At 72.4% G+C, this 24,599-nt stretch carries 29 protein-coding genes; 16 read left to right on the top strand and 13 right to left on the bottom strand.

Annotation, left to right across the window (positions count from 1 at the left end; genetic code table 11):
• Positions 1-75 precede the first annotated feature (75 nt).
• A complete protein-coding gene (locus ABD346_RS11055; protein ID WP_114034603.1) occupies positions 76-258 on the top strand; it encodes a hypothetical protein in 183 nt (60 codons plus the stop codon).
• Positions 259-334: 76 nt separating this feature from the next.
• Positions 335-886: an MOSC domain-containing protein gene (locus ABD346_RS11060; protein WP_344374095.1), complete on the top strand. Its 552-nt coding sequence runs from the start codon at positions 335-337 to the stop codon at positions 884-886.
• Positions 887-1,082: 196 nt separating this feature from the next.
• Here ABD346_RS11060 and ABD346_RS11065 read toward each other — a convergent pair whose 3' ends face one another.
• The 3 genes from ABD346_RS11065 to ABD346_RS11075 form a co-directional block, all read right to left on the bottom strand.
• The gene (locus tag ABD346_RS11065) at positions 1,083-1,610 is read right to left on the bottom strand and encodes an SAM-dependent methyltransferase (protein ID WP_344374096.1); all 528 of its coding nucleotides are present in this window, start codon (positions 1,608-1,610) and stop codon (positions 1,083-1,085) included.
• 138 nt (positions 1,611-1,748) lie between these two features.
• The gene (locus ABD346_RS11070; RefSeq protein ID WP_344374098.1) at positions 1,749-2,780 is read right to left on the bottom strand and encodes a hypothetical protein; all 1,032 of its coding nucleotides are present in this window, start codon (positions 2,778-2,780) and stop codon (positions 1,749-1,751) included.
• Positions 2,781-2,900: 120 nt separating this feature from the next.
• A complete protein-coding gene (locus tag ABD346_RS11075) occupies positions 2,901-3,167 on the bottom strand; it encodes a hypothetical protein (protein WP_344374099.1) in 267 nt (88 codons plus the stop codon).
• A gap of 137 nt (positions 3,168-3,304) precedes the next feature.
• Here ABD346_RS11075 and ABD346_RS11080 point away from each other — a divergent pair, with 137 nt between their 5' ends.
• The gene (locus ABD346_RS11080; RefSeq protein WP_344374100.1) at positions 3,305-4,201 is read left to right on the top strand and encodes an oxygenase MpaB family protein; all 897 of its coding nucleotides are present in this window, start codon (positions 3,305-3,307) and stop codon (positions 4,199-4,201) included.
• Between the two features lie 7 nt (positions 4,202-4,208).
• Here the strand turns inward: ABD346_RS11080 and ABD346_RS11085 are convergent, their stop codons facing one another.
• A complete protein-coding gene (locus tag ABD346_RS11085) occupies positions 4,209-4,730 on the bottom strand; it encodes a PadR family transcriptional regulator (RefSeq protein WP_344374101.1) in 522 nt (173 codons plus the stop codon).
• Between the two features lie 102 nt (positions 4,731-4,832).
• Between ABD346_RS11085 and ABD346_RS11090 the strand changes: the two genes are divergently transcribed.
• Positions 4,833-5,597 carry an alpha/beta fold hydrolase gene (locus tag ABD346_RS11090; RefSeq protein ID WP_344374103.1) on the top strand — a complete coding sequence of 255 codons (765 nt, stop codon included), beginning with the start codon at positions 4,833-4,835 and terminating at the stop codon, positions 5,595-5,597.
• Between the two features lie 43 nt (positions 5,598-5,640).
• On the opposite strand, the gene ABD346_RS11095 is transcribed toward ABD346_RS11090, so the two are convergent.
• Positions 5,641-6,240, bottom strand: coding sequence for a class I SAM-dependent methyltransferase (locus ABD346_RS11095; protein ID WP_344374104.1), 600 nt, complete (start codon positions 6,238-6,240; stop codon positions 5,641-5,643).
• A 169-nt stretch (positions 6,241-6,409) separates the two neighbouring features.
• On the opposite strand from ABD346_RS11095, the gene ABD346_RS11100 reads away from it, so the two are divergent.
• From ABD346_RS11100 to ABD346_RS11140, 9 genes are all read left to right on the top strand, one after another.
• Positions 6,410-7,177 carry an MHYT domain-containing protein gene (locus ABD346_RS11100; protein WP_344374105.1) on the top strand — a complete coding sequence of 256 codons (768 nt, stop codon included), beginning with the start codon at positions 6,410-6,412 and terminating at the stop codon, positions 7,175-7,177.
• Between the two features lie 50 nt (positions 7,178-7,227).
• Positions 7,228-9,714, top strand: a complete 2,487-nt coding sequence (locus ABD346_RS11105) for a sensor histidine kinase (protein ID WP_381228713.1) — start codon at positions 7,228-7,230, stop codon at positions 9,712-9,714.
• Positions 9,711-10,196: a roadblock/LC7 domain-containing protein gene (locus ABD346_RS11110; protein WP_344374106.1), complete on the top strand. Its 486-nt coding sequence runs from the start codon at positions 9,711-9,713 to the stop codon at positions 10,194-10,196. The genes ABD346_RS11105 and ABD346_RS11110 overlap by 4 nt, the downstream gene beginning before the upstream one ends.
• A 22-nt stretch (positions 10,197-10,218) precedes the next feature.
• Positions 10,219-10,635: a DUF742 domain-containing protein gene (locus ABD346_RS11115; protein WP_344374108.1), complete on the top strand. Its 417-nt coding sequence runs from the start codon at positions 10,219-10,221 to the stop codon at positions 10,633-10,635.
• The gene (locus tag ABD346_RS11120) at positions 10,616-11,209 is read left to right on the top strand and encodes a GTP-binding protein (RefSeq protein ID WP_344374109.1); all 594 of its coding nucleotides are present in this window, start codon (positions 10,616-10,618) and stop codon (positions 11,207-11,209) included. Before ABD346_RS11115 ends, ABD346_RS11120 begins: the two co-directional genes overlap by 20 nt.
• A gap of 123 nt (positions 11,210-11,332) precedes the next feature.
• A complete protein-coding gene (locus tag ABD346_RS11125; protein ID WP_344374111.1) occupies positions 11,333-11,746 on the top strand; it encodes a roadblock/LC7 domain-containing protein in 414 nt (137 codons plus the stop codon).
• A gap of 133 nt (positions 11,747-11,879) precedes the next feature.
• Entirely contained in the window at positions 11,880-12,959 is a 1,080-nt protein-coding gene (locus ABD346_RS11130; RefSeq protein WP_344374112.1) for a DUF6397 family protein, read from the top strand.
• A gap of 105 nt (positions 12,960-13,064) precedes the next feature.
• Complete coding sequence (locus tag ABD346_RS11135; RefSeq protein WP_344374113.1) at positions 13,065-13,982, top strand: ATP-grasp domain-containing protein; 918 nt, start codon at positions 13,065-13,067, stop codon at positions 13,980-13,982.
• Positions 13,979-14,800, top strand: a complete 822-nt coding sequence (locus tag ABD346_RS11140) for an ATP-grasp domain-containing protein (RefSeq protein WP_344374115.1) — start codon at positions 13,979-13,981, stop codon at positions 14,798-14,800. Before ABD346_RS11135 ends, ABD346_RS11140 begins: the two co-directional genes overlap by 4 nt.
• A 255-nt stretch (positions 14,801-15,055) precedes the next feature.
• Here ABD346_RS11140 and ABD346_RS11145 read toward each other — a convergent pair whose 3' ends face one another.
• The 5 genes from ABD346_RS11145 to ABD346_RS11165 all read right to left on the bottom strand — a co-directional run bounded on the left by ABD346_RS11145 (position 15,056) and on the right by ABD346_RS11165 (position 19,371).
• Positions 15,056-15,664: a histidine phosphatase family protein gene (locus ABD346_RS11145; protein ID WP_344374116.1), complete on the bottom strand. Its 609-nt coding sequence runs from the start codon at positions 15,662-15,664 to the stop codon at positions 15,056-15,058.
• A 197-nt stretch (positions 15,665-15,861) separates the two neighbouring features.
• On the bottom strand, positions 15,862-17,064 hold the full coding sequence (locus ABD346_RS11150) for an ABC transporter permease (protein WP_344374117.1): 1,203 nt from the start codon (positions 17,062-17,064) through the stop codon (positions 15,862-15,864).
• Positions 17,061-17,798 carry an ABC transporter ATP-binding protein gene (locus ABD346_RS11155; RefSeq protein ID WP_344374118.1) on the bottom strand — a complete coding sequence of 246 codons (738 nt, stop codon included), beginning with the start codon at positions 17,796-17,798 and terminating at the stop codon, positions 17,061-17,063. The genes ABD346_RS11150 and ABD346_RS11155 overlap by 4 nt, the downstream gene beginning before the upstream one ends.
• Complete coding sequence (locus ABD346_RS11160; protein ID WP_344374120.1) at positions 17,795-18,859, bottom strand: peptidoglycan-binding protein; 1,065 nt, start codon at positions 18,857-18,859, stop codon at positions 17,795-17,797. Before ABD346_RS11160 ends, ABD346_RS11155 begins: the two co-directional genes overlap by 4 nt.
• A complete protein-coding gene (locus ABD346_RS11165; protein WP_344374121.1) occupies positions 18,856-19,371 on the bottom strand; it encodes a hypothetical protein in 516 nt (171 codons plus the stop codon). Before ABD346_RS11165 ends, ABD346_RS11160 begins: the two co-directional genes overlap by 4 nt.
• Positions 19,372-19,532: 161 nt before the next feature.
• Between ABD346_RS11165 and ABD346_RS11170 the strand changes: the two genes are divergently transcribed.
• Together ABD346_RS11170 and ABD346_RS11175 are read left to right on the top strand one after the other, a co-directional pair.
• On the top strand, positions 19,533-20,231 hold the full coding sequence (locus ABD346_RS11170; protein WP_344374123.1) for a response regulator transcription factor: 699 nt from the start codon (positions 19,533-19,535) through the stop codon (positions 20,229-20,231).
• The gene (locus ABD346_RS11175) at positions 20,228-21,394 is read left to right on the top strand and encodes a sensor histidine kinase (protein WP_344374124.1); all 1,167 of its coding nucleotides are present in this window, start codon (positions 20,228-20,230) and stop codon (positions 21,392-21,394) included. Before ABD346_RS11170 ends, ABD346_RS11175 begins: the two co-directional genes overlap by 4 nt.
• An 11-nt stretch (positions 21,395-21,405) precedes the next feature.
• Here ABD346_RS11175 and ABD346_RS11180 read toward each other — a convergent pair whose 3' ends face one another.
• Entirely contained in the window at positions 21,406-21,837 is a 432-nt protein-coding gene (locus tag ABD346_RS11180) for a DUF2000 family protein (protein WP_344374125.1), read from the bottom strand.
• Positions 21,838-21,901: 64 nt separating this feature from the next.
• Between ABD346_RS11180 and ABD346_RS11185 the strand changes: the two genes are divergently transcribed.
• The gene (locus ABD346_RS11185; RefSeq protein WP_344374127.1) at positions 21,902-22,702 is read left to right on the top strand and encodes a helix-turn-helix transcriptional regulator; all 801 of its coding nucleotides are present in this window, start codon (positions 21,902-21,904) and stop codon (positions 22,700-22,702) included.
• A 9-nt stretch (positions 22,703-22,711) separates the two neighbouring features.
• Here ABD346_RS11185 and ABD346_RS11190 read toward each other — a convergent pair whose 3' ends face one another.
• Together ABD346_RS11190 and ABD346_RS11195 are read right to left on the bottom strand one after the other, a co-directional pair.
• Positions 22,712-23,311, bottom strand: coding sequence for a phosphatase PAP2 family protein (locus tag ABD346_RS11190; protein WP_344374128.1), 600 nt, complete (start codon positions 23,309-23,311; stop codon positions 22,712-22,714).
• Positions 23,308-24,555 carry an MAB_1171c family putative transporter gene (locus tag ABD346_RS11195; protein WP_344374129.1) on the bottom strand — a complete coding sequence of 416 codons (1,248 nt, stop codon included), beginning with the start codon at positions 24,553-24,555 and terminating at the stop codon, positions 23,308-23,310. Before ABD346_RS11195 ends, ABD346_RS11190 begins: the two co-directional genes overlap by 4 nt.
• Between the last annotated feature and the right edge of the window lie 44 nt (positions 24,556-24,599).

Consider the following 24,599-nt stretch of genomic DNA (forward strand, 5'->3'; position numbering starts at 1 on the left):
GGAACCAGCGGGCGCCGCCGCGCGTTCTCTGGACAGGAAGAGCGGCCACAGGCCGCGAAAAGGAAGGCGACGGACATGTCGAAGCGCGCGATGATCGCCGCCGGTGGAGTCGTGGCGGGGCTCATCCTGATCCCACTGATCGGTTTCTGGCTCGCTCTGCTGGTGCTGATCGGCGTCCCCGTGGCGGCCTACCTGATGCTGGACCCGAGCCAGCGCCGCAGGCTGCGGAACATATCCCGCAAGGAGCTCGGCCGCTAGGCAGCCCCTGGATGCCCCTGAACTGCCGGGATAGGCTCGGGCCGATCATTGTCACGGCAGAGGGGAGCTCCGCGCGATGAGCGGCACCAAGGGCACGGTCAGGGCGGTCAGCAGCAACGGTGAGTACTCGTTCACCAAGCCGAACCGGGACAGCATCACGCTGCTGCCCGGGCTCGGGGTGGCGGGAGACGTCCACGCGGGCGTGACCGTCAAGCACCGCTCCCGCGTCGCCCAGGACCCGACGCAGCCGAACCTGCGCCAGGTCCACCTGATCCACGGGGAGCTGTTCGCCGAGGTGGCCGGGCAGGGCTTCGAGGTCGCCCCCGGACAGCTCGGCGAGAACGTGACGACGGAGGGCATCGACCTCCTCGGCCTGCCCACCGGCACCCTGCTGCACATCGGCGCCGAGGCGGTCGTCGAGGTCACCGGCCTGCGCAACCCGTGCCTCCAGATCGACGGCTTCCAGAACGGCCTCCTGAAGCAGGTCGTCGGCCGCGACGCCGACGGCACCATAGTCCGCAAGGCCGGAATCATGAGTGTGGTCCGTGAGGGCGGCGAGATCCGCCCAGGGGACCCGATCACGGCCGAACTGCCGGCGGGCCCGCACCGGCCGCTCGAGCGGGTTTAGGCAGGCTTGGCGGCGGGCCCCAACCGGGGTGCGGTGCGGGGGAGTTGAGGGGTGAGGCGGGTGCGGGCTGGTCGCCCGCGCTGCCCCAGGCTTTGGCGTGGGTGGGCAGCGGGCCCACCGGTCGCCCGCGCTGCCCCCGACGTGCGTCCGATCTCCGGCGACGCGCACCCGCGTCACTCCCTTGCGTCCGCCCGAGTCACACGTAGTAGTCCCGCATCAGCTCCACCGACCACTCCGGCTGTGCGGTCTCGCCGCGCGGGCCGAACTCGGCCATGTGCGGCTTGATGTCCAGCACCGGCGTGCCGTCCACCGCGTCGAGCCCCGCGACCCGCACCTCCAGACCGTCGACCGCGAGGACACGGCAGCGCGAGACGCCGAGGCGGTTGGGGCGGTTCTTGCCGCGCTGGGCGAAGATCCCGACCAGCGGCCAGTCCGGGTTGCCGCGCGGGCGCCGGGCGCCGGACTCGATCTTCTCGGGGGCCACCCGGTCGAAGTGGAAGACCACTTCGAGATGCGAGAAGTCCGCGAGACCGTACAGCGCCTCCGGCCCGAACTGCTCCGCGTCGAGCCGGATCACGGCCGTCTCGCGGTCCCAGTGGTCATCGGCGACCTCGGTCCGCCCGCCGACCACCCAGCCGACGGGCCGGCACACCACGTCCTGCCCGTCCAGGGCTTCCCCTTCCGCGTTCCCGGCCTTGTCCCCGTCGACGGCGTTTCCTGCCATGCCAGTTCCTCCCCGTTACCCGTTGCGCCTGGTGCGGCACTTGACCGGCACCTGATCGGATCGAAGTGCCGGGGACGATCGTAGGCACGGTGGTGCCGAACGCCAGGTCGGGGTCCGGTCCGGCGGCGGCAACCGCCTTCAGGACGGCCGCACGGCCATGGCCTCCAGCGCTTCGAGGAGGGCGGGCAGTTCCGTGCCGCGGCCCACGGGGTGCACCTCGCCGGGAGACTCGTCGAGCAGGACGAAGGCGATGTCGTCCGTCCTGGCGACCAGGGACCAGCCGGGGCCGTCGGCCCGCAGCATGCGGGCGTCGCCCGGGGCGAAGGCCGAGCGGACGCGGCCGACGGGCGGCGCGGAGTCGAGGTAGCCGCGCAGCTCGGCCAGCACGCGTCGTACCCCGGACAACTGAGCCCCGATGTGGGGGAGTTCGGCGTCATCCGTGCCCGGCACGGGTTTCGCAGCGCCCTCTGTGCCGCCGGTGGCCCCATGCGTCTCGGTGTCGTCGGCGTCACCCGGGGCGGGGGAATCCTCGTCCGAGGCGCCAGGCAATGCGGGGGCGTCCTCCAGCGGCGCGCGACGCACATCGGTGGAGCCGTCGCCGTTGTCCTCCTCCTCGGCAGAGCCGGAGGCGGCGGTGTCCTTCGGCGCCGGCCCGAACGCGTCGTCCCCCAGCTGGTCCCGCCACGCCGCCCATTGCAGTGCGATCTCGTCCGCGCCGAGGCGGCGCTGGGCCGGGCCCCACTTGGTCGTGTCGGGAGGCGCGAGCGGGGCACGGCCCTCTGCTTCGGGGCTGGGGTCGGGGTCGTGCGGGGCGGGGACGTCCGGGGCCGAGATGGCCAGTTCCAGGGGCCAGCCCGGCAGGGCCGCTACCACCGTGCGCTCGTCCGGCGACAGGTCGTACTCCATGCCGCAGTCCCAGGACGCGATCGCGACCGCCACCAGCGACACGTCGTCGACGACCACCGTCCAGCGGGCGCCCGCGCCGTCCTGGCCGAGGACGAGACCGTAGCCCTGGGCGTACGGCCCGAGGCCGAGCGCCGCGCATGCCTCGGGGTAGTCGTCGCCGAGCACGCTCGGGAACTGCGCCGGCGTAAGGAGCACCGCCGTGAGCACATACAGCGCCTCGTCTGCGGCGGTTGCGGCCGCTTCGGCCTCGTCCGTCCCGGTCACGGAATCCTCCCCTTCGGTTCGCTCGTCGGCGCACCCTAACCAGTGGGTAACGCGGACGTCGAGGGTCGCGAACGACCAAGTGGCAGGGCGGTCCCGAACCACCGGCCCGCGGGGTGCCCCTCAGGCCGCCGGCAGGCCCATCAGCTCCTGGGCGACCGCGCTCGGGGACTCGCCGCGGTCGCGGGCCAGTGCGATGACCGCCCGGCAGGCCAGCTCGCGCACCCCGAAGGAGAGGGCCTCCGGCGAGACCCAGCCCGCCGCCTCTTCCAGCGCGTCCTGGTCGTCCTCCGCGCAGGCCGCCACATACGCGGCCGCCGCCTCGAAGATGTTGTGGTGGCGATCGTCGGCCGCTTGCGACCGGGCCGGCTTCCGGAATCTCCCGAACATCAGGACCACCTTCCCTGGATTCCCCGGGAGCCACCTGGATTCCCGTGGACGACCCGGCCGCAGCGCGGCAGCGCCGATCTCACAAACGGTCCTGTCCAACGTAGAGTTGAACCTCCGCCGAGACATAGGGGGCAGCGGTGACTCGCTTCGACCGGCTCAAGGAAATCCAGCGGCTCGACCCCGATCGGGACTTCCTCACGGTCTACCGGATGTCGGCGACGCTGGAATTCCCCTGGGACCACGCGCGCGCCCTGGAGCTCGCCCTGTACCGCACCTACGCCGTGCCCGGCATCGGCCGACTCCTCGCCGAGACGGCGGAACTGACGGACCGTCCTCAGAAGCGGTACGACGACACCGCTCTCCTCCTCGACACCGTCCTCGAGCACGGCTTCGACAGCGTGGGCGGACGCACCGCCGTGCGTCGCATCAACCAGATGCACCGCTCGTACGACATCAGCGACGACGACATGCGCTACGTGCTCTGCACCTTCGTCGTCATGCCCAAGCGCTGGATCGACGCCTACGGCTGGCGGCGCCTGAGCGACCACGAACTGCGCGCCTCGGCCCGCTACTACCAGACGCTCGGCAAGCACATGGGCATCAAGGAAATCCCGGATTCCTACGAGGAGTTCGAGCGCTGTCTCGACGCGTACGAGGCAGCCCATTTCGGCTTCGACGAGGGGGCGCGCCGGGTGTCCGACGCGACCCTCGACCTGATGGCGTCGTGGTATCCGAAGCCGCTGGCCCCCGTACTGCGCACCGCGAGCATCGCCCTCCTCGACGACGCGCTGCTGCGGGCGTTCCGTTACGCCCCGCCCGCCCCCGCCGCACGGGCCCTGGTCCGCGGTGCACTGCGCCTGCGGGCCCGCGCCGTACGCCTGCTCCCGCCGCGCTCCGTGCCTCATTACGCGCGCCAGAACCCCGAGGTCAAGGGCTATCCCCAGGGCTACCGCGTGCCGGAGCTCGGCACGTTCCCGACGCCGGGCGTACGCGGCTGTCCCGTCCGGCATCTCAAGGTGACCGAAGGCGAGTGAGGCCGGCTCACTCCAGTGAACGCAGTGTGGTGCGGAGCCACTTGAGCTCCGCCGCGCTGGTGGCCCGGGCGATCGTGAGAATGCCGCGCCGGAACGGGTCGTCCAGCTCCTCTGCGGCGATGGGCCGTTCGCCGTCGTAGAAGAAACTCGCGGGCTCCTCCAGGAAGGCCAGCCTGCGGCGCAGTACGGCCGCCTGCTCGGCCGGGTCCGGCAGATGGCGCAGAAACGCGAGCAGCGTGAACCAGCGGTTCTCGTCGGTGACATCGAGGCGGTCCGGTTCGGCGAGCCGGTGCAGCAGATCCTGGCGGCCGGCCTCGGTCAGGGTGAGCATGTGCCGGGGTGCGGCCGCCGCCCCCGGCCGGGTCTCGCGGGCAAGGAGCCCCGCCTTCTCCAGGCGTTTGATCGCCGGATAGAGCGTGCTCTCGCCGACCGGGCGCACATGACCGGTGAGCGCGGTGATGCGCTTGCGCAGCTCATAGCCGTGCAGCGGCGCTTCGTGGAGGAATCCCAGGATGGCGAGTTCGAGCATGCCCGCATTCTGCCTCATGTGTGGTGTACATCGATGGCGTAGTACTACGCTAACGAGGTATGGTCTCGTCCGAAGGAAGCGACCAGCGACGGGGAGTGCGTCATGCGGCAGGCGGAGTTCGACGGGCGGGGCAGCCGGATCCGGTGGACGGAGAGCGAGGGGGAGGGGCCGGCGCTCGTGTATGTGCACGGCCTGGGGTCGATGTCGGCCGTCTACCACGCGCACATCGCCGGGCATCCGGCGCTCGCGGGCCGCCGCCTGCTCTTCGTCGACCTGCCCGGCCATGGCATCAGCGACCGGCCCGCCGACTTCGGCTACACCCTGGAGGATCATGCGGGCGCGCTCGCCGCGGCCCTCGACGCGGCGAGCGTGACCGGGGCCGAGCTGGTGGCGCACAGCATGGGCGGCGCGGTCGCCGTCGTGCTCGCCGACCGCCGCCCCGACCTGGTCACCCGGCTTGTCCTGACCGAGGCCAACCTCGATCCCCATCCGCGGCCCACGTCGGGCAGCAGCGGCATCGCCTCGTACAGCGAGGAGGAATTCGTGCAGGGGGGCGGCTTCGCGGCGGTGCTCGAACGCGTCGGCCCGCTGTGGGCGGCGACCATGCGGCTCGCCGACCCGCTCGGCCTGCACCGCACGGCCGTCGGCCTCGTGCGCGGCACGGAGCCGACGATGCGCGAGCTCCTCATGAAGCTGCCGCTCGACCGCACCTATCTGGTGGGCGGGCTCGACGACTCCCTGCCCGGGCGCGCCGAGCTCGTCGGCTCCGGCGTCCGGGTCGTGACGATTCCGGACGCCGGCCACAACATCATGTTCGACAACCCGGCCGCCTTCGTGCGCGAAGTGGCTGGTCGGGCGGCAGCCTGATCCGGACGGAATCCAGGTACCGGATACCGGTTCTGGGTGGCCGTCAGTCCTCGCGCACGGCCACCGCGAGGTAGCGCTCGTCCTCGTCGGCGTACGACGTCAGCCGCCAGCCGGCCGAGGCGAGCAGCGGGCGGAGCATGGGTTGCGCGCGCAGGTCGTCGTCGGTGATCCGGCGGCCCTGGCGCGCGGCGAGCGCGGCCCGGCCGATCGGGTGGAACAGGGCGAGGCGGCCGCCCGGACGGGTGATCCGCGCCAACTCCCGCAAATTCTCGGCCGGTCGGGGGAGATGCGAGATGAGCCCGGCGCCGAACACCACGTCGACGGACCCGGTGCGCAGGGGCAGCCGGGCCACATCCGTGCGCAGCAGTGCGGCATACCGGTCGCGCCCGGCCCGTACGGCTTCGGCGAGCATCTCGGGCGTGAGGTCCGCGCCGAGGACGGTGCCCTCGGGGCCGACCGCGGCGCGCAGCGGCATCAGGGCGCGGCCCGTGCCGCAGCCCGCGTCGAGGACGGCATCGCCGTGCGCGAGGCCGAGTTCCGCGACGGCCGCGGCATAGGCAGGGCCGTCGTCGGGGAACTTGCGGTCCCAGTCGGCCGCCCGGGCGGCGAAGAATTCCTGAACGTGTGTGTGGTCTTCGGCCATACCGTCATGATCCCGCATGGGGGGTCGGTCCGGTGGTGGCTGAAAATCGACCGTGGCGGCCAGGTTCGAACAAAGGGTGATCGCACTGGAACATTTCTTCGTCATATTCCAGCAGCTTTCGAACTGCGCCCCCGCCGTGCGCCCCTCCCCGGACTAGCGTCCCTGGGCCATGGGACACCTGGACCACGCCGCCTTCGGCTGGCTTACACCCGTGCTGTCGTACGTGATGGCCTGCATAGGCGCCGCCCTCGGGCTGCGCTGCACCGTGCGCGCTCTGGGGGCGAGCGGCCGTTCCCGGCGCAACTGGCTGATCACCGCCGCATCCGCCATCGGCACCGGCATCTGGACGATGCACTTCGTCGCGATGCTCGGCTTCGCCGTCACCGGCACCGACATCCGCTACAACGTGCTCCTGACCATCCTCAGTCTTCTCGTCGCCATGGCCTTCGTCGGCGCCGGGGTCTTCGCCGTCGGCTACGGCAAGGACCGCACCCGCTCCCTGCTGCTCGGCGGCCTCGCCACCGGACTCGGCGTCGCGGGCATGCACTACCTCGGCATGGCGGCCCTCAGGCTGCACGGGCAGGTCCACTACGACCCCGTGCTCGTCGCGCTCTCCGTCGTCATCGCCGTGGTCGCCGCGACCGCCGCCCTGTGGGCCGGGCTCAACATCAAATCGCCGATCGCGGTGGCCGTCGCCTCCCTGGTGATGGGCGCGGCCGTCAGCAGCATGCACTACACCGGAATGATCTCGGTGAGCGTGGACGTGGCCCCCAGCGGCTCCGAGCTGCCCGGGGCGACGGCGATGCAGTTCATCTTCCCCCTCGCCGTCGGCCTCGGGTCCTACCTCTTCATCACCGCCGCCTTCGTCGCCCTCTCGCCGACGGCCCGCGAACGCGCCGAGTACGCCTCCGCCGAACAACTCGCCCCCACCTCCTGAACTCCCCTGCTCCGACCGTCAGTTGGCTCTATTCGTAAGCGAGGAGATCCGTGCGCATACCCCGCAAGGCCCCGGACGCCGCGCCGCCGATCCCGGTGGGCGCCCGCGGGCGACGCGCCCACGCAGGACCGCCGGCCGCCGACGAACACGCCCTCGGGGAACCTCCCGCACCCCAGGAAACCGAGGCCCTGTGGAGGCTGCGGCCGCGCACCGTACGTGCCAAGATCGTCTCGCTCCTGATGGTGCCCGTCGTGTCCCTGCTCGCCCTGTGGGGCTTCGCCACCGTCACCACAGCCCAGGACGTGTCCGCGCTGCGCCAGGCGCGCCGCGTCGACGAACAGGTCCGCACCCCGGTCGTGGCGGCCGTCGCCGAACTCCAGGCCGAACGCCGGTCCGCCGTCCGGTACCTGGCGTCTCCGGCCGACGACCGGGCCGCCGAACTCGATCAGCAGGCCAAGCGCACCGACACGGCGATCGGCAGGCTGAGGCTCGACCGGGAACACACCGTCGCCGACGCGGGCGACATGCCCGCGGGCGTGACCGACCGGCTGCGCACCTTCGTCGCCGAGGCCCTGAAATTGCCCGCGCTGCGCACCGGCGTCCAAGACCGCTCCACCGGCTGGGACGCGGCCTACCAGCGGTACACCGACACCATCGGCGCGGGCTTCGCCGTCGCCGGCGCGCTCGCCGAGGTCCAGGCCCCGGCGCTCGGCTCCGGCGCACGCGTGCTGTACGAGTTCGGCCGGGCCGGCGAAATGCTGGCCCGCGAGGACGCGTTGGTGTCGTCCGCGCAGCTCGGCCGCACCTTTACCGCCGAGCACCTGCGCCGCCTGACCGGCGCCGTCGACAGCCGCCGCACCCTCACCGCCGGCGCCACCGCCGACCTGAGAGGGCCCGAACACAGCGCCTGGGCCACGCTCAGCGGGCAGAGCGCCTACGCCTCGCTCGGCGCCGCCGAGGACAAGATCCAGTCCGCAGAGCCGGGGCGCGCCGCCGCCACCGCCGTGGACCCCGCCGCCTGGGACGCCGTCCTCGGTACCGTGCAGAAGGGCATGCGCGACATCGGGACCGGCGCCGCGGCCGGCGCCGCCGACCGTGCCGACCCGTTCGGCCGCGGACTGCTCACCGCGGGCGGCGCCGCCGTCCTGTTCGGCCTCGCCGCCGTCGCCGCCTCCCTCGTCATCTCCGTACGCATCGGGCGCGGGCTCGTCGTCGAACTGATCAGCCTGCGCAACAGCGCCCTGGAGATCGCCCGGCGTAAACTCCCCACCGCCATGCGCCGGTTGAGGTCCGGCGAGGAACTCGACATCCAGGCCGAGGCGCCGCCCGGGCCGCCCCCACGGGACGAGATCGCGCAGGTCGGCGAGGCGCTCGGCACCGTCCACCGAGCCGCCCTGCATGCCGCGGTCGAACGCGCCGAGCTGGCCAGCGGAATCTCCGGTGTCTTCGTCAACCTCGCCCGCCGAAGCCAGGTCCTGGTCCACCGCCAGCTCAACCTGCTCGACCGCATGGAGCGGCGCGCCGACGACCCCGGAGAACTCGGCGACCTGTTCCGCCTCGACCACCTCACCACCCGCATGCGCCGGCACGCCGAATCCCTGATCATCCTGTCCGGCGCCGCGCCCGGCCGCGCCTGGAGCGTGCCGGTCCCGCTCACCAACGTCGTACGGGCCGCGGTCTCCGAGATCGAGGACTACGCCCGGGTGGAAGTGCGCCGGCTCCCCGAGGCCGCCGTCACCGGCGGCGCCGTCGCCGACCTCACCCATCTGCTCGCCGAACTCGTCGAGAACGCCGCCCAGTTCTCGCCCCCGCACACCAAGGTCCGTGTCACGGGCGAGCCCGTCGGCAACGGCTACGCCCTCGAAATCGAGGACCGTGGACTGGGCATGGGCGACGAAACCCTCGACGAGGCCAACCGCAGGATCGAGCAGTCCGAGGCGCTCGACCTCTTCGACAGCGACCGCCTCGGTCTCTTCGTCGTCAGCCGCCTCGCCGCCCGCCACGCCATCAAGGTCCATCTGCGCACCTCGCCGTACGGCGGCACCACCGCGGTCGTGCTGCTCCCGACCGGCCTCCTCCAGGCCGCCGTCACAGCCGCAGCCCAGCCCGCGCCGGCCACCGCCCGGCGCGAGGACCGGCCGCGCGACGAACCCCGCAGAAGGATCGAGGTGCCCCTCGAAGCGGCGCCCCGGCCGGCCCTGGTCGCCCAGCACGCACCCCCGGCCGTCCGGCCCGAACCACCCGCGACGCCCGGCGTCACCACCCTGCGCCAGCGGGGCCGCGGCGTCGCCCCGGACGGCGCGGAAGCCGGACTTCCGCGCCGGGTACGCCAGGCGAGCCTCGCCCCCCAACTGCGCGAGGCCCCCGTCCCCGAGCCCGACACCGGACCGGACGCCGCCTCGCCCACGCCGGAGCAGGCCCGCGACCGCATGACGGCCTACATGGGCGGCTGGGCCCGCGGCGGCGCCGCCCGCACAAGCACTCCCGCACCGGGCGAGCCCGGCGGCGGCCACCCGAGCGAAGGAGACCGCGCATGATCGACCACCAGAGGCTCGACGCCCCGCACCATGCCGGGGCGGCACCCGCCTCCGACGCCCGCTCCGGATCCCGATCCGGCTCCGGCGAACTCGACTGGCTGCTGGACGACTTGGTCCTGCGGGTGGGCGAGGTCCGGCACGCCGTCGTCCTGTCCAACGACGGCCTCGCCGTCGGCGCCTCCAGCGCGCTGACCCGCGAGGACGCCGAACATCTCGCCGCCGTCGCCTCCGGATTCCACAGCCTGGCCAAGGGTGCCGGACGCCACTTCCACGTCGGGGGCGTGCGCCAGACCATGGTCGAGATGGACGACGGTTTCCTCTTCGTCGCGGCCGCCGGAGACGGCTCCTGCCTCGCCGTGCTGTCCTCGCTCACCACCGACATCGGGCTCATCGCGTACGAAATGGCGCGCCTGGTGAAACGTGTCGGCGAACACCTCTACACGCCGCCGCGCCACATCGTGCGCCCGCCGGCCGCCGGTTGACCGGAAAGGGGACGCCCACCCCATGAACGAGCACCCGCCGGACGGCCCCGCGTACCGGCCGAGTCACTGGTACGACGCCGAAGCGGGGCCCCTGGTCCGCCCGTACGCCATGACCGGTGGCCGCACCGCACCCGGTCCCAGTGGTGTCCGCCTCGATCTCATCGCGCTCGTCACCCTCGCCGTGCCGCAGGGGCCCGAGCCCGCCGAGGAATCCCTCCTCGGCCCCGAACACCGGGCGCTGCTCGCCCTGTGCCGCAAGGAGACCCAGTCCGTCGCCGAGCTCGCCGCCGACGCGGACCTGCCCGTCGGTGTCGTACGCGTCCTCGTCGGGGACCTGCTCGAAGCCGGCCACGTGGTTGTCAGCCGGCCCGTGCCGCCCGCGCAGTTGCCCGACGAGATCATCCTGAGAGAAGTGATCGATGGCCTCCGAGCCCTCTGAACCCACCCCCGCCCTCGCGCTGAAGATCCTCGTCGCGGGCGGATTCGGCGTGGGCAAGACCACCCTTGTCGGAGCGGTCAGCGAGATACGGCCGCTGCGTACCGAGGAACTCCTGAGCGAGGCGGGGGAGTCGGTGGACGACACCGGCGGCGTGGACCAGAAGACCACGACCACCGTCGCCATGGACTTCGGCCGGATCACCATCCGCTCGGGCCTGTCCCTCTATCTGTTCGGCACGCCGGGGCAGGATCGTTTCTGGTTCCTGTGGGACGAGCTCTCCCAAGGGGCACTCGGCGCCGTGGTGCTCGCCGACACCCGCCGCCTGGAGGACTGCTTCCCGGCCGTCGACTACTTCGAGCACCGCCGCATCCCGTTCGTCGTCGCCGTCAACTGCTTCGCCGGAGCCCGCTCCTATGGCGCGGCCGACGTGTCCGCGGCCCTCGACCTGGACCCGGGCACCCCCGTGGTGCTGTGCGACGCACGCGACCGCGACTCCGGGAAGGAGGTCCTGATCCGGCTGGTCGAATACGCGGGGCGCATGTATACCGCGCGCCTGCTCGACTCGGTCGGCTGATGCGCCGCCCGCGCCCGCCGCGCGACTCCCCGGCGCCCGGCACCGCTTGCCCGTGGCGCGCCGGTGGTGAAGGGTGGCAGGAGAACGGGGAAACGGGGAGTTGCATGAGCGGGGAGGCCTGACATGGCTATGAACAAGGAACTCGACTGGCTGCTCGACGACCTGACCCGGCGGGTCGAGCACGTCCGCCACGCGATCGTGCTGTCCAACGACGGTCTCGTCACCGCCGCGAGCGCCGACCTGGAGCGCGAGGACGCGGAACACCTGGCCGCGGTCTCCTCCGGGCTGAACAGCCTCGCCAAGGGCTCGGGCCTGCACTTCCGGGCCGGCAAGGTCCGCCAGACGATGGTCGAATTCGACGAGGGCGTCCTGTTCGTCACCGCGGCCGGCGACGGCAGCTGCCTGTGCGTGCTCGCCTCCGCGGAGGCCGACATCGGCCAGATCGCCTACGAGATGACCCTTTTGGTCAACCGGGTCGGCGAGCACCTCTCGGTGGCGGCCAGGCAGCCGGGGAACTTCGGCCCAACAGAGCTCTGAGCTGTCCGAACCGGCGCTTCACGCACTCGATCTGAGTTATCCACAGGCCGCGCGGGATGTCCGTGCGGCGGGTTACGGTCGTCACCGAGAGTATTCGTCTCTCGCGTACTCGTTCCTCACGGGGGAGGATCCGATGACCGTCTTCGCCACAGTCACCACCAAGAACGCCGTGGTGCCCGCCGTCGCCGCGCGGGCTACGGCGCCGGCCGCGCCACGGCTCACGCCGGGCGCAGCGGCCCGCGAACTGGAACTCAGGCGCGGTGAGTTCGAGCTGGCCGTCCAGCTCGGCCACATTCGCACGGTCCCGGATCCGGGTGGTGGACAGCGCCGGGTCACGGCGCGCGAGGTGGCCCGGCTGAGAGCCGCGGCCGACTTTCCCGAGGGCCTGCGCGAACGGGTGCGGACCGTCGGCACAGGCGAGGGCGCCGACCTGCTCGGCATCGCCCCGGGTCGCTTCACCAGACTGGCCCGCACAGGCCGGCTCACGCCGGTGCGCTGCTACCTCAACCGCTACCGGGCGGTCGTCTGGCTCTACCTGGCCGACGACCTGGTCGAACTGGCCCTGCGCGAGCCGGAGTCGCTGAGCGGCCGCCACCCGGAGCCCGACGGCGGCCAGGACTGGCGGGCGCGCAACTGGCGCGGGCGCAGGATCGCAATGCTGGCCCGCCAGACCGACGACCAGTGGGAACAGGCGGCCGCGGTGGCCTCCGTCCTCGACGGCGCCCACCTCGCCGAGATCGTCCGGGATCCCTACGAACGGGCCTGTCTCAGGCGCCTGCAGCCCGAGACGTTCAGGATCCACCCCGAGTCCGCGATCGCCCAGGCCATTGCCGACCGGGTGCTCCTGGCGGACGAGCCGGACGAGATCGAGTGGTACCGGCTGCGCCTGGTGGAGGCCCTCGCGGACGCGCGGGACCAGTGCCCGGCACCGCGCCCGATCGGGGACCCGGTGGGGGAGCGGGGTGTCCCGGCGGCCACGGAGCCGGTGACGAAGCGGTGTGCGCCGGCGAGCGTGGAGGCGGTGACGAAGCGGGGCGCCCCGGCAGGCGTGGAACCGCCCGCGCCGCGGCCCCTGGGGCGGGCCGGCCCCCGGACCGGTGCTCCCGCGGCGCGTCCTGCCGGGCCCGAACGCACCCGGCGGAAGCCCACCTCGCAGGAGGGAGGAGCGCGGGTACAGCGAAGTCTGCTGGGGCGGCTACGGCGGGGAAAGTAGCCGGGCCGGGGTGGGCGGTCGGCCCGGCCGAAGTTCATGACATCCTGTGACGTCACAGCTCGCCGGACGGGATCGGCGGACGTCCGGGCATTACGGGGAAGGTCGATGAGGCTCTGCTTCCTGGTGGAAGAGCACTACCGCCATGACGGCATGCCCGTCGAGGTGATCCGCCAACTCGACGCCTGGGGGCACCAGGTCGATGTGGTGCGTCCCGGCGGGTCCCTGCTGCGGATGTCGGAGGCGGTCCGCGCGGGCAGTCACGACGCCTGGGTGCTCAAGACGGTGTCCGGCGGCCCGGGGCTCCCGCTCCTGGAAGCCGCCGCCGCGGTCGGCCTGACCACGGTCAACGATGTGCGGTCCATCCGCGGCGTACGGGACAAGGCGCTCGCCTCGGCCATCGGACGCAGCCGGGGCCTCCCGGTGCCGATGACGTACGCGGCGGCCCGGCCCGAACTGCTCGCGGAGATACCCGAGTCCGAGTACCCGCTGGTGGTGAAGCCCGCCGACGGAAGCTCGGGGCGGGCCGTGCACCTCGTGCCGTCGCCGGACCGGCTCGGTGAGATGCTGCCCGTCCTCGCCGGGGAGGGGATGCTCATAGCCCAGCCGTACGTCCCCAACTCGGGCATCGACCTCAAGGTGTACTGCGTCGGAGGCGAGCTGTACGCCACCGAGCGCCGCTCGCCGCTCCACCCCGACCAGGGCGTCCGCGAACGCCATGTGCCGCTGCCCGCCGAAGTGGCCGCCATCGTCGACCGGGTCGGCGCGGTCTACGGACTCGACCTGTACGGCGTGGACGTGCTGCTCGGCCCGGACGGGCCGGTGGTCGTCGACGTGAACGACTTCCCGAGCTTCCGCCAGGTCCCGGACGCGGCGGCCAAGGTGGCCCGCGCGGTGCTCGAACTGGCCCGCACGGGCAGCGAGGTCGCCGCCGCGGCCTTCGTGTCCGGCACGGGACGCATCCCGGAGCAGTCGTTCGGGTCACAGCCCGTCCGGAGTCCGGCGGGAGCGGGCGAGGGCCGGTGAGGGACACGACGACGGTCGGGCTCATCACGCCCGAGCCGGACCATCCGCTGCTGGCCGCCACCACGGAACTGCTGGGCCGCGAACACCGGGTGGTGACGGTCCACCCGGAGACGGCCGACGCCGCAGTGATCGGCTCGCTCGCGGACGTCTACCTGCTGAAGTCGCGCACGCCCCGGGCTCTCGCGCTGGCCCGGGACCTGGAGTCCCGGGGGGCCGCGGTGATCAACTCGGCGGAGGCGACCAGCCTGTGCCAGGACCGTACGGCCATGGCGGAGCGGGCCCGTGTTGCGGGGCTGCCCTTCTCGGCGACCCGGACGTTCGGTTCGCTTGCCGAGTTCGCGGCCGATGCGGGGCCGGCCCGTCCTCTGGTGGTGAAGAGCCGCCACAGCAGGCGGCACGACCTCGTGGCGCGAGTCGACGGCCCGGACCGGTTGGCCGAGCTGGCCGGGGCCTGGGCGGACGAGCCCGTCGTGGCGCAGGAGTTCGCCGAGAACAACGGCTATGACCACAAACTCTGGGTAATCGACGGCACGGTGTTCGCGGCACTGCGCCGCTCCGAGCTCGCTCCCGAGGGGCGCGGCCCCACCGTCCCGCTCGCACTCGGTGAACTGCCGTGCGGCTGGGCCGAGTTGGTGGTCGAGGTCGGCGCTGTCTTCGGCCTCGACGTCTACGGGGTCGATGTCATAGACACGGGGGACGGCATCCCGCTGATCGTCGACATCAACGCGTTCCCCGGGATCCGGGGGCAGGCCGGGGCCCCGGAGGCCCTGGCGGCGCTGGCGCTGCGCAGGGCCCGTGCGGTGGTTGCGGCGGTCTGAGAGGGCTGTCGCCGAACCCGGCCCAGGTGTGCGGCGCCCGACGCGCGCGGCACCGGAGCCCGGTCACCGTGCAGGTGATGCCGGCCGCCTCGCGCTGCCCGGCGGGGACCCCGCCCCGGCAGGCCACGGGCCAGTTGAGCCCCGCCTCCCTTGCCTGTCCACCCCGCACGCACTGGACCCCGCAGGCTGATCCGGACGGAGCGCGTCACCCGCCCCGAGCCGGGGATCCGCACGGCATTCTCGCGATCGGCCCGCTCAGTTCGCCGTGTGCTGCAGCACCGCGTTCCAGGCGGTGATGACCGGGCGGTCGTGTTCGCGTCCGAGGCGGGACAGCGCGCCCGTGTCGAGGACGAACAGCGCGCCGCCGGAGGCGGGCAGGCCGAGGTAGCGGGCCGTGAGGACACGCAGGAAGTGGGAATGGGCGATCAGGACGACGTCCTCGTCGCCGGCGCGCAGGGCCGCGTCGGCCTCGGCCAGGACCCGGTCGGCCCGTGCGCCCACTTCGGCCGGGCTCTCGCCGGGGTGGTCGGCGGGGCCGGGGGCGACGCCGTCGGTCCACAGGTTCCAGTCGGGGCGGCTGCGGTGGATCTCCACGGTGGTGATGCCTTCGTAGCCGCCGTAGTCCCATTCATGGAGATCAGGGGTGATTCGGGCGTTCTTGAATCCGGCCAGTTCGGCTGTGTGGACGGCCCGTTGGAGCGGGCTGACCAGGGCCAGGCCGACGGGCCGGTCGGCGAGCAGCGGTGCGACCGCGCGGGCCTGCTCTTCGCCGTGTGCCGTGAGCGGCAGGTCGGTGTAGCTCGTGTGCCGTCCCGACAGTGACCATTCGGTCTCCCCGTGACGTACGAGGATCAACTCACCCATGGCTGTGTATTCCGTTCTCCGTGTGCGTCCCCCGGGCCGGTACCGCCCCGGCCGTACGCGAGGACAACCTGCGAGGGTGCGCACGCATTCCGTGCGCACCGGCGTGTCGGACGTCGGATACCTCACGTCGGGACGGCGCCGGGCGAACCGGGCCCGGATGGCTCGGGCCCGGTCCCGCAGGGAGAGGACCGCGACGCTCAGGCCGAGTGCAGGGCGAGCGTCGGGGACAGCCGGGACGCCCGGACCGCCGGATAGAGCCCGGCGACCGTCCCGATCATCAGAGTCGCGCCGAAGCCCCCGGCGACCGCCCACGGCGGAATCACCCAGGGGATGCCGCTCGACACCGAGTACACCGCTGTCGCCGCGCCCCCGAGCGCGATGCCGGCCGCGCCGCCGAGCCCCGACAGGAGCAGCGACTCGGTGACGAACTGGCCCCTGATCTGGCCCCGGGTCGCACCGATGGAACGGCGCAGGCCGATCTCGTAGCGGCGCTCCAGAACGGAAATGATCATGGTGTTGGCGACGCCGACCCCGCCGACCAGGAGTGCCACCCCGCCGAGCCCGAGCAGCAGACTGCTGAACGCGCCCTCCGTGGCGGCCTTCGCCTGGAGGCCGGAGGACGGGTCGGTGACGCCGACATTGCGCGGTGTCTCGGGCGAGACCGTGCGCGGGATCAGGTCGTGGACGCGATCGACCGAGGCGTCGGCGGAGCGTTCGTAGACGGCCGTGGGACGGCCGTCGAAACCGAGGCGGCTGGTCGCGACGTCCCAGCCGACCAGCGCCGAGCGGGCGATGCCGGGGGCCAGCGGCAGCGGGTCGAGGATGCCGAGCACGGTGAAGTACTGGCCGTTGATGAACACCTGCTGACCGGGCGCGGTGATGCCGAGCCGCCCCGCCGCCACATCGCCGAGCACCACTGACGGGTATTTCCCGGTGGCCGAGTTGAGGAAGGTTCCGCTGCGCATCGTGCCGCGCAGGGTCGTGAGCAGGTCATCGGTGGCGGCCTGGACCTGGATGCCGCCGGTGATGGTCTCCGGGATCTTCTCCGAGCGGCGTACGGTCTGCGGCACCGAGCCCGTCGCCCCGACGTGCTCCACCCCGGCGATCCGCCCCACCCGCCCGGCCGCGTCCTTCGCCAGCGGCACCGGCTTCCCGGTGAGCAGGTCGGTGCCGGGTGTCACGACCAGCATGTTGGTGCCGAGCTTGTCGAGCTCCCGGAGCAACTGCTCCTTGCTGGACGCCGAGATGCCCACCACCGCGATCATCGTGGCGATGCCGATCGCGATGCCGAGCGCCGAGAGCACCACCCGCAGCGGGCGGCTGCGCATCCCGGCGGCACCGGTGTGCAGGATGTCGCGCGGGCCGAGCCGGGCCGGCCTGAGCACCGGCTGCCCGCTCATCGGACCCCCTCGGAGCACGAAGGGTGGTCATCCCCGAGAGGCGTGCGGATGTCCCGCACCACACGTCCGTCCCGGATCCGCACCTGGCGCGGCAGCCGTGCCGCGATCTCCGTGTCGTGGGTGATCACGGCGATGGTCGCGCCCTCCTTGTTGAGTTCATGGATGAGCTCCATCACCGCTTCGCCGGACACCGAGTCCAGTGCGCCCGTCGGCTCGTCGGCGAGCAGCAGGTCGGGCTCGCCGACGACCGCCCGGGCGATGGCCACCCGCTGCTTCTGACCGCCGGACAGCTCGTGCGGCCGGTGCTTCATGCGGTCGCCCAGGCCGACCCGCTCCAGGGCGGTGGCCGCCCGCCTGCGGCGTTCGGCGCGCGGCAGCCCGGAGTAGAGCAGCCCCTCGGCCACGTTGTCCTGCGCGCTGATGCCCGGCACGAGATGGAAGGCCTGGAAGACGAAGCCGATGTGCTGGGCCCGCAGTGCCGAGAGTCTGCGGTCGGTGAGGGCGGCCACGTCGTGCCCCGCGATGGTCACCGACCCGGCGGTCGGCAGGTCCAGGGTGCCGATGATGTGCAGCAGAGTCGACTTGCCCGAGCCGGACGGGCCGACGATCGCGAGGAGTTCGCCCCGCTCGACGGTGAGGTCCACCCCGCGCAGCGCGGCGACGCCGCCCGGGTACTCCTTGGTCACGCCGGTCAGTTCGACGACGGGCGGCCGGGTGAAGGCGGCAGTGCTCATGTCGAGGGCACCCCGACCCGCAGCCCCGATCGCAGCCCGTCGCCGGATATCTCGACCCGCCCCTGCGCGAACATGCCGAGCTTCACCTTCACTTCGCGCGCCGTGCCGTCCGCCACCACCTGCACCCCGAACGAGCCGTCGTCGAGCGCGAGCAGCGCACCGACCGGCACGCTCAGCACGTTCCTACGGGTCTCGCCGGTGAGCTTCACCGTCGCGGGGGACTTGTCGATGCCCTTGACGTTGCCGGGGTCGTCGAAGGTCACGGTCACCGCGATCCGGGGCGTCTTGTCGTTCGGGTCGTCGCCGGCCGTGGCGGTCCCGCCGATCGAGGACACCGTGCCCGAGGTGCTGGTCCCGTCGGGCAGCTCCACCTGCACCTTGCCGCCGGCCTTGGCGAGCGCCGCGTCCGACACCTTGAGCCGGAGCTGGACGACCCGGTCGGAACTGGTCGTGGTCATGACCTTCTGGCCGGGCGCGGTGCGATCGCCCACCGCGGCGTCCGCGCTCTGCACCCGGACCGGACCGGTGGCGAAGGCGATCTGCTCGGGCCCCACCCGACCGCTCGGGGGAAACCCGTGCTCCTTCTGCCAGCGCTTGACCGCATCGGCCGTTCCGGGCGTGTATGTCTCGTCGTCGGCAAGGCCGCCGCCGTACCCCAGCGCCCGCAGGTTCGCCTTCAACTGCCGTACGTCGGCGCCGTTGTCTCCGCTCTTGAGGACCCGGTACATCGGCTCGGCCCCGTACATCAGCCGGACGTCCTTCCCGTCGACCGCGTACAGCCGGCCGTCCCGCCCGATGCGTGAACCGCTGCTCGCGATCCAGGTCAGCGTGCCGCCCGCGCCGGCGTTGAGCTTGCTCTCGCGGGAGTAGCCGAGGGTGCCGTCGACACTCGTGCTGCTCACCAGATCGCCCTGCTGGATGGGCGCGGTGGCGGGTGGAAGGCCGGTCCGCCGATGTCCGGAGTCCTCGGGCCCGGGGTGAGCGAGACCTGTGACGGCGAACCCGCCGCCCGTCACGGCCGCCGCGCCGACCAGCGCCGCGATCACGGTCCGGGGCCTCATGCGGCGCACTCGTTGAGGGCCTTCATGAACTTGTCCTTGTCGGCCCCGTCGGGAATCTTGAAGCCGCTGCTGCGACCGCCCTCGACCTTCGGGTCGGGCATGTCGAAGCCCTTGCCCCGCAGGCACTGCGCGATCTTGACCTGCTGGTCCTGCTGCTTCGGGTCGGGGGCGCCGGTGCCACCGCCTCCCTCGACACCCGAGCCGCAGGCGTTGAGCGCCTTGTTCCACTTCTCCGCCGAGGTGCCCGGGGGCTGGGAGAGGGACTGGGCGTAGGGGTTCTCGCCCGGCTTGAGGTCGGGCACGTCCATGCCCTGCTTGCGCAGGCAGCCGCGCAGCGCCTGGGCCTTGTCGGCGGCCGACGAGTCGCCGCCGGAGCCGTCGCCGGACCCGTTGCCGGAGGCGCCCGAGTCCTTCCCCGGTCCCCCGCCGGACGAGCCGGAGCAACCGGAGGCCAGCAGGGCGAGACCTGCCATCCCGGATGCCAGGACCAGGGTGAACCGGTGGTTCCTCATCGTTGTCTCCTCGCGGACATGCGTGGACGCGGCAGCGCGCGCCGACCGCCGGGCAGCGGCCGAGGAGAGCGTCCAGGAACCCGCTGTTTCGTTTCCCTTACGGCGCCCGCCGCCGCTCGCCGTAACAACGACGAAAGGTCCGTTTCCGGTAGACAGGGGGCATGCGCGTACTGGTGGTGGAAGACGAGGCGTTCCTGGCCACGATGATCGCCGAGGGCCTGCGCCGCGATGCGATCGCGGTGGACGTCGCCCTCGACGGCCTCAGCGGGCTCCGCAAAGTACAGCTCGGCGACTACGACGTCCTCGTACTGGACCGCGACCTGCCCGGCCTGCACGGCGACGAGGTCTGCCGCCGGGTGGTCGCCGACGGACTGCTCACCCGGGTGCTCATGCTCACCGCGTCGGGCACCGTGCGCGACCGGGTCGAGGGCCTCGGGCTCGGCGCCGACGACTACCTCACCAAGCCGTTCGCGTACGACGAACTCCTCGCCCGGGTGCTCGCGCTCGGCCGCCGCGCCCGGCCCGCGCTGCCCCCGGTCATCGAGCGGGCCGCCATCGTCCTGGACACCGCACGCCGCCGAGCGAGCCGCCACGGCCGCGAACTCACCCTGACCCGCAAGGAGTTCGCCGTCCTGGAAACGCTGATGCGGGCCGACGGCGGGGTGGTCAGCGGCGAGGACCTCATCGAGCAGGTGTGGGAGGAGCACGCCGGGTACGACACCAACCCGGTACGGGTCGCCCTCAGTCGGCTGCGCGCCAAACTCGGCGACCCACCGGTGATCGAAACCGTCCCCGGGGCGGGCTACCGCATCGCCCGCGACCCCGACGGCATCGAGGGCGCCCGGCGGGCCGAGCGATGATCCGCCGCCTGCTGCCCACCACCGAGCGGGCCCGGCTGACCGCCCTGTACGGAGGGCTCCTCCTGCTCGCCGGATGCGTACTGGTCGGCGTGATCTACGCATTCGTCCAGTACGGCCTCGACAACCGAATCGGCACCGCCTTCACGGGAGTTGTGCCCGGCGGCCGCGCCCAGCCGCAGCCCACCGCCACCCTGCCCGGCGACCTCATCCCGTCCGAGCAGGCCGGTGAGCACGCCAGGACCCAGGTCGTCCAGGTGGTCGCGGCCACCACCCTCAACCGGCTGCTGACCGTCTCCGGGATCGCGCTCGCCGTGTTCGCCGTGCTCTCGGTGTTCCTGGCCTGGTGGATGGCGGGGCGGGTGCTGCGCCCGGTCGGTCTCATCACCGCCACCGCGCAGAAGCTCTCCGGCGAGAACCTCCACCAGCGCATCGACCTGGAGGGGCCTCCGGGCGAGCTCAAGCAACTCGCCGACACCTTCGACCAGATGCTGGGCCGGATCGAGCAACTGGTCGGCGCCCAGCGTCGGTTCGCCGCGAACGCGGCCCACGAACTGCGCACGCCGCTCGCCGTCCAGCGGGCCGCCGCCGAGATCGGCCTCGTCGACCCCGATCCCGAGCGGATCAAGTGGATCCGCGGCGAACTCCTCCAAGTGGCCGACAGCAGCGAGCAGTTGATCGAGTCGCTGCTCCTGCTCGCCGCCACCGACCAGGGCCTGGAGCACCGCGAACCGGTGACCCTCGACGAGAGCGTGGCCGCCGTCGCCGGTGAACACCACGACGAGGCGAACGAACGAGGCATCACCCTCACGACCGCCCTGGAACCCCTGACCGTCGACGGTGACCCCGTGCTGCTCACCCATCTGATCCGCAACCTGATCGGCAACGCGCTCCGCCACAACCACCGCGACGGCAGCGTCCACATCGTCCTCACCGCGGCCGACCGCACGCTCAGGATCACGAACACCGGCCCGGCCGTGCCGCAGGACGCGGTGCCGGAGCTCTTCGAGCCCTTCCGCCGTCTGAACGAACGCAGGCACGCGCCCGGCGAGGGCGCCGGCCTCGGCCTCGCTCTGGTCGCCTCCATCGCGCGCGCCCACGGCGGCGAGGCCACGGCCCGGGCGAACCCGGGCGGCGGCCTGACGGTGACCGTCCAGCTGCCCTGAGCGGAGCCCGGTCAGGGGTGCATGCGCGCCCCCTTGAGGACCTTGTCCACCGCGTTGCGCGGTCCGTGGACGGCCAGGCCGACCAGATCGAGGTCGGCGCCGGGGACGGCCCGGACCACAGCACGGTTGTCCGCGTCGTTGCCCGTGCCGAACATGTCGCTCGTGAACACCGACCGGGGCAGCTCGCGGCTCAGGATGCGGGTGTGGGCCGCGCGCAGGACCTCCTTGCTCCCCTCGAAGACGAGGACCGGCTGACGGAACAACGGGAGATAGGGGGTGCCGTCGGCATCGGCGTACGGCTCGCCGATGATCTCGGGCAGCGCCGTGCCGAGCCCGCTGACCAGGAAGGCCGTCACATTGAGCCGCTGCCAGGTCTGCAGGTCGTCGCGCAGCAGCACGGCGATCTTCGTGTCGAAACGTACGGGCGCACTGTCTGAGGTCATGGGCTGCGATGTCATGGACTGAGACTGCCGAACCCGCCCGCGCCTCGTCTTGTACGTTCCTTGCATGACGGCCGGACAGGAGATCTCCGCTTGGCGGCCCCGGGTCGCGGGGGTCGTCGAGGTCTTCCACGCCCGGTTCACCGAGCACTCCTACCCGATGCACGTCCACGACAGCTGGACGCTGCTCATCGTCGACGACGGCGCGGTGCGCTACGACCTGGACCGCCACGCCCACGGCACCCCGGGCGACGCGGTGACCCTGCTGCCGCCGGATGTCCCCCACAACGGCTCCCCGGCGACCGCGCAGGGCTTTCGCAAGCGGGTGGTCTACCTGGAGCGGACCCAGCTCGACGACAGCCTCATCGCCCCCGCCGTCGACGGGCCGGACCTCGTGGATGCCGTACTGCGGCGCCGGGTCGGGCAGCTGCACACGGCGCTCGCGCACCGGGGCGAGGAACTTGAGGCCGAGAGCAGGCTCGCGCTCATCGCCGAGCGGCTGCGCGGCCATCTGCGCCCGCGCCACGTGAGAGGCCCGGCGGGTCCCGGCCGCTCGGTGGCACGGCGCCTGCGCGAGCTTCTCGACGCCCGGCTCGCCGACGGCGTGACGCTGGAGGAGGCCGCGGGTCTGGTGCACGCGCACCCCACCCATCTGGTGCGCGCCTTCACCGCGGAGTTCGGCATCGCGCCGCACCAGTATCTGACGGCTCGTCGGATCGACCGGGCCCGCGGGCTGCTCCTCGACGGGCAGGCGCCCGGTGACGTGGCCCGCGCCACCGGGTTCTACGACCAGTCCCATCTGACCCGCCACTTCAAGCGCGTGGTGGGCACGGCGCCGGGACGCTATGCCCGGCACGCGCGGGCCTGACGCCCGGGATCAGACGAACAGGAACGCCGCCGACGTGGCCGCGCCCAGCGCGCCACCGGCCACCGTCTGCATGACCGTGTGGTAGGTCAGGGCGACCCGCGACCAGCACACCACGGCCGTGACCGCGTAGGCGAGCAGCCACCAGGGGGAGTGCACCACGGCGAGCAGCGCCACGACCGCCGAGGCGACGGCGGAATCCACCGAGATCTTCCAGACCGTGTTCACGGCAAGCAGGAAGATCGTCATCACCCACAGGGCGAGCATCGCGGTCAGGATGCCGGTGGGGGCGTGGCCGAGCACCATGACGACCGAGCCGGCCCCGATCGAGCCGAGGATGACGAAGAAGATCGGCGCCCGCTTCGTGCGGTCGACGACATGCCGGTCGCCCCAGGTGCCGCGCTTGCGCTCCCACTCGATGTAGCCGGCCGGTATGAGCCCCGCACACAGCGCGCCGAGCAGCCCCCACAGCAGACCGGTCCACTCGCCGGCCGCGGCCAGGCCGATGCCGAGCATCCCGGCGAGCAGGACGTTGCGGGGCTGCAGGACGTCGGTGACGGTGCGGGCCGTGGCCGTCGTACGGCTGACGGGCTGGGTCAGGGTGTCGCTCACGCGGTCTTCTCCAGGGAGTCCAGGACGCTGCGGGCGCGCTCGCCGCTGATGGTCCGGTAGGCGGCGGCCACCCGTACCAGCCGGGCGACTTCGCCGTCCTGATCGGTGGCGTGCATGGTGTCGACGGCCGCGGCATCGCCCGCGGGGGCGCCGTCGGCCTTGGCGGCGAGGGCGGCCTTGATCCAGTACGCCTCGGCGAGCGGCCCCTCATTCTCGGCGCGCGGACTGTCGGCGGAGGCGGCCCGCTTGGCGGCCGGGAGCAGGCCGTCCGGAACGTAGTGGCGCAGTTTCTCGACGGCGTCCGCGATGTCGGCGGCCCACCGGTCGATCCGCAGGTCCGCCGGGGTGCCGAACCGGGTCAGCTCGCGGGTGAGCGAGGCCGGCGGCTCGAAGGGCTGGTCGGGGAAGGCCGTCATCAGCTCCCGCCACAGCGGATGCAGCCGGGCCTGCGCCCGCCACAGCCGCACCCGGCGCCAGCCCTTGCTGAACGCGGGGATGGACGCGCCGAGCGCGAAGAACGCGAACAGGACGACCTGGGCCGCCTCGGTGACCTCGTCGAACTTCAGGGCAAAGCCCGGGCTCGGCTGGTCGGCCACGCTGATCCACAGGAACAGGGTGCGGCTGAGGGTGTAGCCGACGCCGATGAACATGGCGAACGTCATCATGCCGAGCCCGATCCGCAGATGGCGGGCCGTGGCCCCGGCGGTGGCGAGCGCCCACTGGTAGGCGCAGACGGCGGATGCGGCACCCAAGTACAGGTAGAACACGCTCATGTAGAGCGTGGCGCCCCACTGCCCGGCGTGGTCGGAGACGAACCGGTCCGAGGCGTACGAGCGGTCGACCACGGTGAAGAAGAGCACGGTCAGCAGGATCAGCGTGGCGACGGACGCCTTGGCCGCCACCTGCTGGATGATCCGGGCGAACCGGACGTGGCGGGGGATGACGCCGCCCTCCGGGAAGTGCCCGTAGATCGCCACGATGTAGCTGAGGATCGCCAGGATCGCGATGGTCGCCGTGTAGTGCTTGATCAGTACGGCGAGGTCGACGACGGGGCTGTTGTTGAGCCCGATGCGTACGACCTTCGTCTTGGTCCACAGGGCGACGGCGAAGCCGGCGTAGCAGCCCCACAGGGCGCGTCTGCGTTTGTCCTCCTCGTCTCCCCAGAGCGCCGCGGGCATGCGCCACAGGGCGACGGCAGTCATCACGCCGGCTATGAGATAGCCGGCAAGGTCAAGCGCGGTCACGGGGATTCCTCGGGGGACGGGGAAGGGGACAGGAGGGGGAGCGG

It is taken from the genome of Streptomyces mauvecolor, from assembly GCF_039532965.1.
Classification (GTDB): Bacteria; Actinomycetota; Actinomycetes; order Streptomycetales; family Streptomycetaceae; genus Streptomyces; species Streptomyces violascens.